The sequence below is a fragment of the Fulvivirga ulvae genome (genome assembly GCF_021389975.1).
GTDB classification, from domain to species: domain Bacteria; phylum Bacteroidota; class Bacteroidia; order Cytophagales; family Cyclobacteriaceae; genus Fulvivirga; species Fulvivirga ulvae.
The window spans coordinates 6,679,694-6,695,254 of the sequence record NZ_CP089981.1; the positions used below are offsets into that span (position 1 = coordinate 6,679,694).

General features: G+C 38.8%; 11 protein-coding genes. 3 read left to right on the top strand and 8 right to left on the bottom strand.

Annotation, left to right across the window (positions count from 1 at the left end; translation table 11 throughout):
• Positions 1–67 precede the first annotated feature (67 nt).
• Together LVD17_RS27125 and LVD17_RS27130 are read right to left on the bottom strand one after the other, a co-directional pair.
• Entirely contained in the window at positions 68–6,529 is a 6,462-nt protein-coding gene (locus LVD17_RS27125) for a non-ribosomal peptide synthetase (RefSeq protein WP_233763386.1), read from the bottom strand.
• 429 nt (positions 6,530–6,958) lie between these two features.
• Entirely contained in the window at positions 6,959–7,837 is an 879-nt protein-coding gene (locus tag LVD17_RS27130) for a ParB N-terminal domain-containing protein (protein ID WP_233763388.1), read from the bottom strand.
• Between the two features lie 178 nt (positions 7,838–8,015).
• Between LVD17_RS27130 and LVD17_RS27135 the strand changes: the two genes are divergently transcribed.
• The 3 genes from LVD17_RS27135 to LVD17_RS28630 all read left to right on the top strand — a co-directional run bounded on the left by LVD17_RS27135 (position 8,016) and on the right by LVD17_RS28630 (position 10,229).
• On the top strand, positions 8,016–8,429 hold the full coding sequence (locus LVD17_RS27135; protein WP_233763389.1) for an avidin/streptavidin family protein: 414 nt from the start codon (positions 8,016–8,018) through the stop codon (positions 8,427–8,429).
• 399 nt (positions 8,430–8,828) lie between these two features.
• Entirely contained in the window at positions 8,829–9,968 is a 1,140-nt protein-coding gene (locus LVD17_RS27140) for an MBL fold metallo-hydrolase (RefSeq protein ID WP_306415967.1), read from the top strand.
• A 63-nt stretch (positions 9,969–10,031) separates the two neighbouring features.
• Complete coding sequence (locus tag LVD17_RS28630; RefSeq protein ID WP_306416012.1) at positions 10,032–10,229, top strand: MBL fold metallo-hydrolase RNA specificity domain-containing protein; 198 nt, start codon at positions 10,032–10,034, stop codon at positions 10,227–10,229.
• A 92-nt stretch (positions 10,230–10,321) separates the two neighbouring features.
• Here LVD17_RS28630 and LVD17_RS27145 read toward each other — a convergent pair whose 3' ends face one another.
• The 6 genes from LVD17_RS27145 to LVD17_RS27170 form a co-directional block, all read right to left on the bottom strand.
• Positions 10,322–10,705, bottom strand: a complete 384-nt coding sequence (locus LVD17_RS27145) for a hypothetical protein (RefSeq protein ID WP_233763391.1) — start codon at positions 10,703–10,705, stop codon at positions 10,322–10,324.
• Positions 10,706–11,343: 638 nt separating this feature from the next.
• Positions 11,344–11,607 carry a MafI family immunity protein gene (locus LVD17_RS27150; RefSeq protein WP_233763393.1) on the bottom strand — a complete coding sequence of 88 codons (264 nt, stop codon included), beginning with the start codon at positions 11,605–11,607 and terminating at the stop codon, positions 11,344–11,346.
• Positions 11,608–11,640: 33 nt separating this feature from the next.
• On the bottom strand, positions 11,641–12,666 hold the full coding sequence (locus LVD17_RS27155; protein WP_233763404.1) for a hypothetical protein: 1,026 nt from the start codon (positions 12,664–12,666) through the stop codon (positions 11,641–11,643).
• The gene (locus LVD17_RS27160; protein WP_233763406.1) at positions 12,638–13,087 is read right to left on the bottom strand and encodes a hypothetical protein; all 450 of its coding nucleotides are present in this window, start codon (positions 13,085–13,087) and stop codon (positions 12,638–12,640) included. The genes LVD17_RS27155 and LVD17_RS27160 overlap by 29 nt, the downstream gene beginning before the upstream one ends.
• Positions 13,088–13,150: 63 nt before the next feature.
• Complete coding sequence (locus LVD17_RS27165; RefSeq protein ID WP_233763408.1) at positions 13,151–14,176, bottom strand: hypothetical protein; 1,026 nt, start codon at positions 14,174–14,176, stop codon at positions 13,151–13,153.
• 944 nt (positions 14,177–15,120) lie between these two features.
• Positions 15,121–15,561 carry an Imm44 family immunity protein gene (locus LVD17_RS27170; protein WP_233763410.1) on the bottom strand — a complete coding sequence of 147 codons (441 nt, stop codon included), beginning with the start codon at positions 15,559–15,561 and terminating at the stop codon, positions 15,121–15,123.

Below are 15,561 nucleotides of genomic sequence, written 5' to 3' on the forward strand. Positions count from 1 at the left end.
CCAAACGCAATACTCGAAAAGTATCGCGTTTGGAAAAGAAATCACGGTATTCAGTTATATTTCATGTTTAGCTAAACAGCATATCCAAATCCTCCTCCGAAAGCTCCGCGCTGTCAAAATCAGAAGGAGAAAAATGCACATCACTCTGCCCTTCAATATGCTCCAGCACCATTTCCAGGTTTTCGAAGTAGCAATTTTTAAACCATTCTATAGTAGTTTTTTGGTGAGCCTTCCCATTGTAGTTGATATCCATAGTCAATTCACCGTTCACCACCATAAGGTTGATTTCAAGCTTTGCTGTTATCTCATTTTCAGCAGATGTTTCTCTGCCATGGCTTTCATGGCTCAGAGAGAACAGATCATTATCCATTTCTCTGTCAAACTGTCCCAGATAGTTGAATCTCACTTCTGCTTTAGGCTGCTTGTCAGCAGTTCCATTCATATACCTGTTAATACCATATCCCATACCGTAAAACGGGACTGTCCGCATCTGTTCCTTTATAGATTTTATCTGGTCATCAAGATCATCTTGCGAAAGCTCAAGCTTTACAGGGTACATAGAAGTAAACCACCCAACTGTTCTCGCAGTGTTTACTTTTGAAAGGTGACGACCATGGTTTTCATGTTCTACTATTAAAGTTTCGGCTCCTGTCCATGCTTTTAAGGTAATGGCCAGGGCTACATTGAGCAGAATAGGAACATCTGTATTGTAGGCTTGATGGGCTTCCTTCAGTAAATATGACGTTTGGGCCTCACCAAAAGTGCCTGTCTCTTTCTTTAGGTTAATACAAGTCCAGTCCTGAGTATCGGTATCTACCGGAAGCGTAAAGGCCAGCCCTTCCAAATCATCCCAATACTCATCGGAACCTTGAATCTCTTCAGAGTCGGAAAATTTAACCAACTGACCATGCCAATCGATCAATGAAGCTGTTTTTAAAGGTAATTTTATATTATTATTGTTCTCCAGAGCACTATAGCTTCTATACAAATCTTCAAGCAACACCCTCCATGAAATACCGTCGACAGCCAGATGGTGAGCCGTAATCAGCAATCTTTCTCCATCACCTGCATATCGAATTACACCTGCTCTCAGCATAAGCCCTTTTTCAAGGTCAATTTTTTGTTTCAGCGACTCGCAAACTTCCGTAAGTTCCTCAGCACCTGCCACGCTATGTTCAGAAATGCTAAATACACTGGCAAAGTCTTTATTACCATAAGCAAATGTACCTGCCTTGTAGTTTAGCCTCAGGCCATCATGATGTTCGATAACCTGAATAAATGCCTTGTGAAGATTCTCCAGGCTAACTTTACGGTTTAGCCTAAGCAGCACAGACTGATTGTAAAACCCAGGATGTTTAAAATCCCGGGAAAAGAACCACCCTTCAATAGGCGTCAGTCCCCTTTTGCCATCAATCAAACCTTGTTCATATTGGCTTTCCCCAGCTACTTCTGCATGCTGGCTGATCTGCTCAATGGTGTGATAGGTAAGTATATCTTTCACATTCAATGAAATACCCTCTTCATTTAACCTTGAAGAAATCTGTACCGCTTTGATAGAGTCTCCCCCTAATTCAAAGAAATTGTCAGTAACTGACAACCCTTCTTCATCAAATATCTCAGACCATACCTTTAGCGAAATTTTTTCAATATCATTTTTTGGCAGTATTTCGGTTTTCACTGCTTGCATTTGATCAGGTTCAGGTAATGCACTGTAGTCTACTTTTCCGTTTTTGGTTAACGGCACTGCCTCTATTCTTATAAAAGAGGCAGGAATCATATAGTGCGGCAACTGATCTGCCAGATAGTTTCTCAGACTGGCGGCTTCTATATTCTGCCCTGAATCAGCTATAAAATAAGCATAAAGAACTTTCTTATCCTTTTGGTTTACCTTTGCAACGACCAGCGCCCTGGTAACGGAAGGGAAACTTGTCAGGCAATTTTCAATCTCAGCGAGTTCTATGCGATAGCCATTAATTTTAACCTGCTGGTCGGCCCTGCCTATAAATTCAATAGTACCATTGAGCAGCCTTCTGGCTATATCACCTGTTTTATACATTTTTTGTCCCGCTATAAACGGATGGGCAATAAAACGCTCTTCGGTTAGTGTCTCGTTGTATAAATATCCCCTTGCCAGTCCATCTCCTGATATATACATTTCGCCTTTTACTCCAGTGGGCACAGGCTGCATAAAACGATCCAGAATGTAGATTTGAGTGTTACTGGCTGGAATACCAATGGGCACCGTACTGGTAGTTTCCGATAGATCAAATCTATGAATCATGCAACCCACCGTGGCCTCTGTCGGACCATACTCATTGCATATATCTATTTTTCCGGAGAACTTATTGTGGATAGCTTCTGCCAGCCGTTGTTCCAGTTCCTCACCACCTACTATAAACCTTTTTATACTACATTCAGCAGGAATCTCAACTTTGCTCTCAGTAATAAGCTTCAAGTGTGAGGGTGTAAGCTTTACAACATTAACTTTGTTCTCAGTTATGATCCTGTTTATAAGCAGGTCATTGCTGACTTCCTGGTAGATAATAAGTTTATTTCCTGTAATAAGAGGTGTAAATATAGAGGTTATAGTCAAATCAAAAGATATTGAGGTGTATAGAGCAAACGTGGCCTGCTCACCTGCAACATATTGACCTGCTGCCCAACAAATATAATTGACCAGTGAATGATGTTCAATCATTACTCCTTTAGGCTTGCCTGTGGTGCCCGAAGTATAGATAACATAGGCCAGGTCACTCGGCTTATTAATATTCTTTATTTCGTTATCCTCATCACTATCAATAGGCTCCTTGCCAAGATTTAATATTACCGGCTGAGTATCCGCAACCTCCAACTGCCAGTTTAACAGCCTGGATTCGTAGGGTGTGGTAGTAACTGCCACATTACACTGGCTGTGGGTAAGGATGTAATTTACCCTTTCCTCAGGCAATTCGGTATCTAAAGGCAAATAACTCCCCCCTGCCTTCAAAACACCCAGGATAGTAATAATCAATTCGGGACTTCGGGGTAACAAAACTCCTACTACATCATTAGTATTAATACCCTTTTCCCTGAGTATTTGAGCCAGTTTGTTCGCTCTATTGTTTAATTCTTTATAAGTTAACGTCGCTCCTTCAAACTCCACCGCTATGGCCTCAGGGCTGTTTTTAGCCTGCTCCTCGAATAGTTGGTGTATCACCTTGCTTTTGGGGTAGGCTTTTTCGGTTTGGTTATAATTCCTGACATACCAGTCATACTCGCTTTCCGGAAGGATTGATATTTCTGATACATCTGCTTCAGGATTATGAACAATGGCCTCAACCAAAACATCAAAGTGTTTTCTTAACCTCAGTATGCTCTCTTTTTCGAAGAGTTTGCCGGCATATTCAATAGCGTATTTGATGGATTGCTCATAATCGAAAACTTCCATCGAAATATCAAACTTTGAGAACCCCGGATCAAAAAAGTGCCTGGTCAATGAAAAGTCAGAGGTTTCTGCACTCGGGAACCCCATATTTTGATAGATGAACATGGTATCAAAAACAGGGTTTCTACTAACGTCCCTTTGGTCAATGATTTCATTTACAAGCTGCTCAAAAGGGTAATCCTGATGGCCAAGTGCCTCGGCAATACGGTCTTTCTCAATGTGAAGTAATTGCCTGAATGATAACCCCTTAGAAACGGTATTCTTTATGCCCAGATTATTTACAAACATACCCTGCATTTTTTGTAAATCAGGGTGTTTCCTGCCTGCCACAGGTATGCCTATAACCAGATCTTCCTGCCCTGTATATTTTGTAAGCAATACACAATAAATAGTATACATGAGTGCTTGGAGGGTACAGTTATTATCTTTTGCCAATTGTCGGAGCCTGGAGCTTATATCAGCATTGAGCTCAAATTCCATTTTTGCTCCTTCACTGTCAAACATCAATGGTCTGGGATGGTCGGTTGGCAAGTCGAGTACAGGCAATTCCCCAGCCAGCTGATTAAGCCAGTAATCACGCTGAACTGCTACTTTGGGTGAGGTCAGGTATTCCTTCTCCCATAAAGCAAAGTCTTTGTAGCCAATAGCAGGTTCGGCAAGTTCTGTGCCATCATAGTAGCGGGCCAGCTCTTCCATAAAGTTATATACTGACAAGCCATCAGAAATAATATGGTGGAAATCCAGGAATAAAACAGGTTCATGCCCCTCAATTTCAAGAATGGCCACTCTAAACAGCGGTCCTTTCTCAAGGTCAAAAGGCTTAACCATACCCTTGAGTTTTTTGCCAACTTCGTTGCTGCTGCAAGCCTCTGCAGTTAGCGCCAAAGATACCTGGTCAGCTACTTTAAATACAGGTTCTCCAGCAGATATTTCAAAGGTTATTCTCAGCGCATCATGCCTCCTGATAAGGTGGTTTACACACTTTTCTAGTTTCTGCCTGTCTACCTTGCCTTCTACATTAAAAGCAATAGGTGTGTTATAGGCTATAGACTCCTTGTTCATACGCCATGCATAAAACAATCGCTTCTGCGGGCTTGATAAAGCATATGTTCCCTGAGACTGGGTCTGCGGAATTGTTTTATACTCCTTCTTTTCAAGGTCATCAATGGTATCAATAAGTTCTCGGATAGTGGTTCTTTCATACAAGACTTCCAGAGGCAGGTCAGCCTGAAATGTTTTGGCAAAAGCCATGGACATTTCGGCGGCTTTCAGCGAATTACCACCTATTTCAAAGAAATTTTGTGTAACCCCTACCTGGTCAAGTCTTAATATTCTTTTCCAGATCTCCGACAGTTTTTGTTCATTTTCATTGCCGGGTTCCTCAATCGGTTCGTTTAAGCCTGCCTCTTCCAGTAACTTATTGACTTCTTTCTCCACTTCAACAAACTCTCCGTTCTTATACTGTTGCAGTAATTTAAACCTTTGCAGCTTACCGCTCGTTGTCCTGGGTATATCCTTAACTGGTATTATCAGGTCGGGTTCAAAGCCTGCTCCCGCATTGATATGGGACCGGAGTTCTTTTAATAAGGGAATAAATTTATCCAGACCTCCTCTGTGAAATACGAAGGCTACAACTTCCTCTTTTTGTTTCTCAGGATTAAAATATCCGGCCACAGCTATTTTGTTGAGTTCAATTCCATCTACTTGCTCTGCTATCCTCTCAATATCATGGGGATAAAAATTCTGGCCATTAATAAAAATGATGTCTTTAACCCTGCCGGTTATATAAAGGTTTCCGTCCTTCACAAAGCCCAGATCTCCTGTCCTAAGCCATCCATCCTCTACAATTGCATTTTTCGTAGCTTCTTCATTATTATAGTAGCCGGAAGTTACATTATCCCCTTTGATCTGCACATGCCCTATTATCTCATCCCCTACCTCTTCATTATTGTCATTGGTGACCCTGACCAGGCAGTCGTTGATTGCCTTACCAACATTAACAAACGAAACAGAATTATCATCCTTTTCGGTGACTACAACATGGTCACCGAAATTTAACAGCTGTCTGTCAAAATTATATGAGATCACTTCATCCTCAAGGTTGGATATTGAAACAGCAAGGCTGGCCTCTGCAAGACCATAAACAGGACACATGGCATTGCGTGACAGGCCGAATTTTGACAATGCATCAATAAAATCACGGCATAATTGTACTGAGATAGGCTCTGCACCATTATACAAAAGCCTTACTGATGAAAGGGCCCAGCCATCATTTTCATTGACATTACAGTGCTTCAGCACATATTTATATCCAAAATTAGGAGAACATAGAATGGTCACCTTATGCTGAGTAGCCTTATCAAGCCAAAGTGCAGGCCGTCTTACAAAAAGATTGGTCGGCATGATATAATGGTTCATACCTATATATAGGGGATTGATGTGAAAGCCAATCAAGCCCATATCATGGGTCAAAGGCATCCAACTGATCATGGAGTCTTGGGTAGTATAACCTGAGGCTGCGCTGATAGCCGCCACATTCGTGATCAAATTTTTATGGGTGAGTACCACACCTTTGGGGCTACCCGTAGAGCCTGACGAAAATTGTATGAATGCCACATCATTTTCTTCTACCTCATATTCCTCCCCATTTTCTTCCGAAGCCATAATTACTGCCTGATCTACTGCCCGGGTTTTGATATCAGAGTAAAGGTCTTCCAGCCCATATTTTTGGGCAAAGCTCTCCAGCCTCTCAAGCCCACTTGTTGATGACACCACAAAGGGATTGTTCAGGACTTTCCAAATATTAAATAACTTATGTTTATGGTCATCATTTTGCCCGATCGTTAATGGTACAGGGATAATACCTCCAAGCAAACAAGCCCAGTATACAACCACAAAGGTCTGGTTGTCATCAACCTGAAAAACCAGCTCGTCTTTGGGTTTCATCCCGATCTTTTGTAGTTGTGACAAACCTTTTAATGCTGCATCATAAAGCCCTTCATATGAAAGATATCTCTCGTTATCTCCTGAATCAATAAAAGTAATTCCGGCTTCCTTCTGACTACTTCTCTTTTTTAGTATTTCTATTAGCGTTGTATGCGGCATTGACTATAACATTCTAGGTGTTTTATAAATTAATTCCTGCTTTTATGGGTCAAGAAAGTTTGTTTGCTTTTCCTGTTCATTTCCTGACGACTTCTAAATAAGACACTAATATAAGCCATATTTAACCACTTGCCCTGAGTATGAATATTTTAGCTGTAAAATAACTGTAGATAATCAGAACAACAAAATATTAATAAAAAAAGCAACATGAAGTATGTAGCAATCCGTCTACCACTTATTCAGCGTTTTCTGACAAATATGGATATACCTATCAAAGTATTTCAAAATATTACATCTGTCAACAAAGGTTCATTGTGAAAGTCTCATAGATAGCTTTTTGTTACAAAATTTTATAAACAAATTACAAAAATTGCATTGGGGCATTCTCGTAAAAAATGATATCTGCGAATTTTAAAACGTGGAATTAAATCAGGAAAACAACAAATTCTCAAGCCGTTCTATCAGCTTTCTCAATTCATCTATAGCCTCAATATCACGTTTATTAATAGCTCTGTTAATCGCAGAAATTATTTTTCCTTTGATCCTGTTTACCTGGTCATCCTTTTCCTGAAAAATAGGTTCGGTTGACTTCAAATATTCCTGCGCCTCCTCAACCTGCTTTTCTTTAATCTGGTTTAAGGTACTTTCTACTTCATTAAGTAGATTATCTTTGATAATTTTTGCCTTATTGTACAGATCTGCCTCATTTTTTATACTGGAGATCAAGTTTTCATCTCCCTCACTTAATAAGCGAATGTCAGATTTATTTACCTTGATCTCGCCTTTAAGTATCTTAAGTTTCAGGGATGGATTAGATTTCCCAATGATATCAAGCCCCTGGGTGAATTTGGCATCTCTCTTAATTGTACTTTCACTAACCTTAAAGTCCGCTGCGAGCTTCTCTGAAGTCGAAGGTTCTTTCTGACCCTTCGATTGCACATTTTCATACCCTCCTCTCTGATGTTTCAAAGAGTGATATTTCAGGCCCCGGTAATAGCTCAATTGATCAGGAGTAAGGTTTCTTCTTCCTAACTGGTTGTTTAGCATCCATAGCCTTGCTTCTTCTTCATTTTCAAAAGCTAGTTCATTGGATTTAAAAGGGATGTTATGTTTTGTACAGATTCTTAGCCTGTTATGACCATCTATGAGAACCAATCCTTCATCAGTTCTCCAAAAAATTAAAGGGTCTCTGCAGCCCTCTTTGATTATGTTGGCTTCTAATTGAGCATATTCCTCATTGCTAAGTGGCACAATGAAACTTTCCAGCTCTTTTTTTACAACCACATCTCCAAATTTAATTCTATTCATAGTATAAGTTCAGTTGGACTCTTTTACTTATGTAAGTTTTTATGGTAAAATTGACAATAAAACATTAAAAAAAACAATAACTTTATGATTGCTTAATGGATAAAAACACTTTAAATCAATAACTTGGTATAATCCATTGCAAAACTATTAAATGCTAAACCTAACAAACTCAACACTTATGAAGTTACCCCTTTGCTTCTACGAAAAGCGTAGTTTTTCTGTTTTTATTGACTCATTAAATCAACACTCAATTTCAGGGCGTTTTAAAGCTAATAATCATGATCTGGAATTGATTCATACATTTAATGGTCTTGTATATCAGCTAACTAATAAAATATACAACTTCACTTTTTCAATTGAATGGGATCACTCCGATGTACCTTCCTTTACCACTTTCACTGGAATCCTTCACTTAAATAACAATACCAATCAAAACCTACTTGACCTAAAATGGTTATTAGTCACCAGCAACCAAAAAAATAGCCTTCAAGGTTTTTCTCGTTTAAGTGAAGAATATGATCCTCATGACCATAATGAAAAAAGACTTCCGTTTCCAAAACAAAAATTAAATTCCAAAGCTCCCTCATATTAGAATTTATTTTTACGAGGCAAATCATAAATATAAATTCAGTGTATAGTTTATCACTTCCCCGGTCTTTTCAACATTAAAAGACCGGGATATACAAATATATATGTTTAACCTTGTAATCAGGCTGTTACAGTCCATATTTCAATTAAAAATTGACCCACCGATAATGCGATTAAGATAATTTTTCATAATATTGAACATCCAATCAGCCAAAAATATTATTCAGCCAAACAAAAATAAGCCAAAATAGTATAGCCAAAAAACAAATAAGTATAATAGTTTGCAATTAAAATCAAAAATACCTTATTTAAAATTTATCAACAACAATTTCCCTAAGCTATATTAGTGTTTAATCCATTCACCAGCAGTTGCTTTAAACAGATTATCTCGTAAATTAACCCCATGAATGTAAGAGTAAAATTCCTGGGAGGTGCTAAATCAGTAACAGGCTCAAAATACCTGATCGAAATTGACAATAAAAAACTTCTTATTGATTGTGGACTGTTCCAGGGCTTAAAATCTCTTAGAATTAGAAACTGGGACAAACTACCTGTAGATGAAAAGTCCATAGATGCTATTATACTTACCCATGCACACATTGATCATAGCGGCTACCTTCCCAAGATGGTTAAAGAAGGTTTTCAAGGCAGGGTACATTGCTCAACGGCAACAGCAGGCTTATTGGATATAATGCTGCTTGATGCCGCCAAACTCCAGGAGGAAGAAGCACAGTTTGCCAAAAAGGAAGGCTACTCGAAACATGAAGACCCACAACCTCTATTTAATACAAAAGATGCAGAGAATGCACTGGCTTTACTAAAAGGCCATCATTATGATCAAAAAGTAGAGATTATGCCTGGTGTAACGGCTACTTTTCATAATGCCGGACACATATTAGGGTCTTGTGTCGTAGAGTTGGAAATACAGGGTACTACGCAAACCAAAACAATAGTGTTTTCCGGAGACCTGGGTAGGTATGATGGCCCCATTCTACATAGCCCTGCCGCACTAGGGCATGCGGACGTGCTTTTTGTAGAATCAACATATGGTGACAGACTTAATGAAAATAAAGGCATTGAAGAAAAGTTCGCTGAATTAATTAAGCAGGCTCTGGATAGAAATGGTTGCCTTCTGATACCTGCCTTTGCTATAGGTCGCACGCAATTGCTGCTTCACTATATAAAGACCTTTATGGAGGCCGGCAAAATACCCAAAGTACCTGTTTATGTAGATAGTCCAATGGCGATCAACGCCACGAAGCTATACCAGGATTACCCATCCTACCACAAGCTCACAAGCCAAGAACTTAGCAGTCCTTCTATTTTTGATTATAATTACATAAAGTATTACCAAAGTCAGGAAGCCTCTACAAGTCTTAATAATATTGAGAAAAATTCTATAATTATCTCTGCAAGTGGTATGTGTACGGGAGGGCGTATACTTCACCACCTGTACCACCGGCTTCAAAGGAGAAATGATACCCTACTATTTGTGGGCTACCAGGCCGAAGGCACCCGCGGCAGGCGCCTGTTGGATGGTTAACTTACCTCAAGAATATTCGGCATTGATGTACCAGTAAACTGCAACATAGTACACCTCAACGGCCTGTCTGCCCATGCGGATCGTGCAGAATTGCTTAAATGGCTCCATAATTTTAAAGAATCTCCAAAAATGACTTTCATTATTCATGGGGAAGAAAAGAGCGCAATGGCTTTCTGCCAAACTATAAAAGATGAACTTGGCTGGCAAAATGTGATCATCCCCGAATACCTGGAATCATTTGAGTTGTTTCAGGGGATTTAGGAGGGTGGTGATGCTTTAATGAAAGGAAGGAAGACTCTTGCACCAGTTTTATCGTTTTATAGGGTTGGAACAGATGGGGGGCACCATCATCTTTATAACACTCCCAAATTATGTTTTAAAATCCCTATTCCGATTGGGAACAGAATCACTCCAATCAGGTACAGAATAATAAACCATCCTCTTTTCCTCCTTTTGGCTCTTTCTTTTCCTTCCCACCTTTCACTGAACTGCTTATAATTTTCGCTCTTCTCATACCTGAACCAGTTAACAACCATAAGAACCAGTATTACAAGTATCACAATATATTTACCGGGAATAGGAAACTCGTGTACCAATCTTATTGCTGCCAACAAGCTTAATAAAGTGAAAAATTGAACCACTGATACAATCCCAGAAGCATAGGTGTCAGGATTTTTATCCTTCCTGGCATAAAAATTATAAACTCTATAAAATATATAATCAAATATCTTCATCATTCATGAGTCCCAAGGTTTCCAACATTTGCCACTTTCCCATTGTTTCTTGCTGAATATGCTCGGATATAGATTTACCGGTTACACCTACAGTTACCCGATTCCCAATAAAAGCAACTCCCGGAAAAAGCCCAACCAGCTAAAGCTCGAAAGCTTTCTCGTAAAACAATAAAAGGCACAAGTGGATACTCGCACCAGTTTCATCGTTTTATATGCTTGGACCAGATGGGGGATGGCTACATCCGTTTGGTTCTATATACCAAATGGAAAATTTTTTAATAATCCATATTCAAATTTTAAATATAAAAAAAGCAATGCCAGTAAAATTACTATTACTAATAGTACAATTATTTCTCTAAGTGGCAGTTTAGGAAATCTCCAAGACATACAAATTTTTTAATAGTCTCTTTTAGTGCAAAATACTTGCAGTGGGCCTCGCCTAGGAACTTTTTATGCTCAATGAACCCTCGAATATACTTCATTTCTCCTCCGTAGAAAAGGAGGATTGTATGTATTAATAATTATGCTAATACAAACAAGCTTACTCCTCTTAAAAACTAAAGCCCGGGAATAACCCAGGCTCTTCTTTTCATTTCTTGCTTTTCGGGGTCACCAGCTACAAGCTGACGCCAGCTAGGAAACTAATCCTTACTATCTAACGTCATCAATATTTCAGCCAATCTATCTTTCACAGGTTTCGGAACAATATTCTCATCTCTGATTAATTCCTTCATAAAAGAATAATCCTCTTCTAAGATTTTCATCTTTTTGGCTGCACTTTCTAACAAATCGTAAAATTCTTTATCTATCTCAATATCATGCTCATACAGTTGCGTGATAATTGTATCGAAAGCTTTCCCGTAAAACAATGAAAGACACACGTGAGACACTTGCGCCAGTTTCATCGTTTTATAGCCTTGGACCAGATGGGGGCAAAACTAAATTGGCATTTGAGTCCTAGAAAATTCTAATTCATCTCCTTCATAAACCACCTTTAGTTTATCCCTCGATAATTCAAGTATATTTAACCTGCTCTTATTTCCTTCTTTAAGCTCATCCAGAACAATAACATTTCCGCTCTTGCTTAAACCCCAAGATCCCATAGATAAAACGTCTCCATCTTGGGTATTCATATAATATCCCATGTAGCCATCTTCTAATTCATATTCCATAACAACCGGAATGTTAATGCTTGACTCCGGGCTTGATGTTAGCTCCCAATAACCCGCTAACATTTCCTCCTTAACATTGGCACGGAGTGATCTTCTTTCAAAAAGCACATGCTGCTGTTGCCCATCCATACTAAGCAACTTACCATGTATTCCTTCTGGTGATAAGCTATCTATAAAGATAAGGTTAGGCTTAAAATCTTTAATTAGAATAATTGTTAATGAATCAATATTATAAACATTCCATTCGAAAACCGAGCTATTAAAAGAATTGCCAGAATCATAAGTAAATAAATACTTCTTGTTTCGGTAAAACTCAATTCCCCCCTTTTTCCCCTTTTTCTCTTGTGAGCTGTCTTTAAATGATAATTGCCAATACTCCTTTAGCAATTCTTTATTTAGATTGGCAGCAGGAATATTTTTAGCTGATATAGACTTCAAAGGGACTAACTTCACCTTTCGCCCTTTTGAATCTAACAAGGTCAGACTATCCCTACTAGAAGTAGCTACTAAATATTTTTCTAGATAGTTACTATTCGTATCCGAACTGATCATTAACTCACTTTCCAAAAATTCCCACTTTCGCTTAGATACGAGTTTACTTAAATACTTCGTGTATACGTCACCCCCCTCTTTAAACTCATAAATTAGGGGCATATCAGTATTTGTTAGTGTGGTATTTAACCATTTACCTGTAATATTCGGCTTATTCTTATCTGAAAAACAGGAAGATAAAAGAATAACTAAAAGTAATATGAGTACCCTGTTAATTGCCAATGTAATTTTTGTATGCACGTTTAAAACTTTCAAATCGTTGATGATATCTTTGTGTGTAGTATTTATCTCTGAACGCATCTTTACTCGCCACACTCTTAAATGCCGCAAAGAAAACATCTACCGTTCCCGCCCTCAAAATGATTGACGGCCCACCCTCAAATCTTATATCACTAATAGTGGAGCTTAGATTATCAGTATGCCAGTAGCCGCTGATTGTTGCATCAGGAGACCCAGCCAAATTAAGATATACAGCTACGCCATCCTTTCCATCTTGTATCCACCCATTAAGATTAACAGGAAGATTATAATCTTTCAAATCCGTTCCGCCTACAAATTTTCTATTTCCTGATATCTCACCTGAAACTAGGTTCTTTTTAACACCAGGAATCTTTGACCAATACTTATTGTAAAAAGCTTCTTCGGCATCATGGTCGGCCAAATTTCTTAATGACTGGGCTAACGCATTGAGTCCGTCATTTAACCCTCCATTCTGGTCAACACACTACACTTTTATTGTTTCAAAATCAACATCATCCAAACAAACTACCCTCTCAATACCTATATTCTCATCGTTCAATAACACATAATTAAATTCTGGTTGATTTATATAAAAACCTTCATTAAAACCGACGAGTCTATCAAATATCAAGTTGCTATCCAAATAGATCAATTCATCATTCAAAACATCTCTTACTTCCTTTTCTACTTGATTTTTCATAATAATCTTATGCGTAGGTAAGGCTTCAATATCAGTAATCCTACTGCTACTGCCATTGAAATCAGCCCCATCTCCATATACTTCAAAGTATTCTCCAGTTCCCAATACAGCTCTTTCTACAACTCGGGCAATTGTGATATCTATTTTACTACCGTCTTCAAATAAGATAGTCACAGCTTTTCCATCTCTCCCCATCCTAGTAGTTGCCTGTTGAACAGTTTTGCCCAATAATTTAGATCCATGAACTGCTCCCAATCTAATACCAGAGGCGATACCAGATCCAGCAAAACCTAACTCCATAATTTCTTTGGCAGGGGCTAAATGTTCATGGGCAGTTCTGCTTAATTTGGTAACTAGCTTTCCATGCTCTGTTAGGGCATCACTCCATTGCTGGGTTTTATCTCTTATCCCTTGAGTATTACCTATTACGTAATTCCTAATGCCATCTGCCCAATTTCGAATGGCATCTCCCAATGAGGTGTTATTTGTCCCGCCAAGTTTATAATGATTTATATAACCACTCTGATCAGAATAGGAATAAGTTGTATAACCTGTTAAAGAACCATCGCCAAAATGGTAAGTTCTCATAGAGGTCGCCGAAAATACATCCAACGAACCGGAGAAACCTTCACCATACATCTGTGCACATTCCTGATGTGCATGTGCATAACCGGCCTGCGCCCAGCTCAGCACCTCATTTCTGTAGGCCATTCTCGTGTTGAACTGTTGAGCAAAAGACTCTCCATAAAAGTACCCGCTAAACCCATCATTGGCGGGACCGGTGCTTTTATGGCCCATTCTGTCCTTCATTTCATCATAGATAGACCCACCCCTACCATAGGATCATTATAATAAACAGGGTTATTATTTCCGCACTGATAAGGCGTCTGACAACTAAACCTACCCGCCATAATACCCACCGAAGTAAATCTGCCAATGGCAGCACCATACTGGCGATAGAAGGTCTCATAGTTCCCCGTCTCTTGATTCAACTCGATTCCGGCATTGTAGAGAAAGATGTATTGGCAAATTATAGAAATACACCTTATAAGTCTACGAACCTTTTTAATGCAAAAGACTTGCAGCGTACATCACAAAGAACGTTTTGTGCTTTTAAGCACCTGCGAATATAGTTTTATTTTTCTCAGATGAAAAGAAATCCTTTCCTCTTCAAAAAGGTAGGCAACAGCAACTTGCACAATAAAAAAGCCCTGGAATAACCCAGACTTTGATATTTCTCTAGTTCCGAATCCTCTGCAATAAACCAACACCGAGCGGACGTCCTTTTTCATTATTGGCTGCAGGATCGCTGTACTAAACTTACTACCAGCTAAAGTTCGAAAGCTTTCTCGTAAAACAATGAAAGACACAAGTGAGACACTTGCGCCAGTTTCATCGTTTTATAGCCTTGGACCAGATGGGGGCATGTTTTTAAAGTTTTAGACGCCTTGTTAAGAGACTACAAAACTCAACGTGCTTACTCCTCCTAAAACAAAAAGCCCGGGAACAACTCCCAGGCTTTGATATTTCTCTAGTTTCAAATCCTCTGCTATAAAACCACACCGGCGGACGCTCTGAACTTACTACCAGCAAAAGTTCGAAAGCTTTCCCGTAAAACAATGAAAGGCACAAGTGGATACTTGCGCCAGTTTCATCGTTTTATATGCTTGGACCAGATGGGGGAATCAACTCCCAGGCTTCTATATCTCTACCTTATTATTGTAGGGTCGCTACGAAAAACCTACCAATAAGAGTTACAACAAACCTTGAGCTTCAAAATATTGCTTTAAATCATGCTTAAATGCTTCCTTATCAAAATCTGTTATCTTCTTGGGTAATGAATCAAGATGTGTCAATGACTTCATTATTTCATTTGCCACAGTTCTTCTCAAAACTTCTTCATTAGCTTCTACTAACATTGCATAATCTAACTTGATATCATAGCCATACGAATTTTGACTCACTACTTCAACCCCTAAATTATTAGAAACTTCTCTTTTTATATATTTGGGTTTCCGCGGTTTAAAAAACTGTTCAAATTCAGGCTTTAAACATATAGTTCCTATTAGAAATTCTTCCACATCAGAACCATACGTCCTATTACTTAAATACTCATTAATTCCTAGTGCTAAATTATGTATAGCAGTTACTTTTGAAGTCCCTAGGTTAGACTCCTGTGTTATTTTAAACTTCAT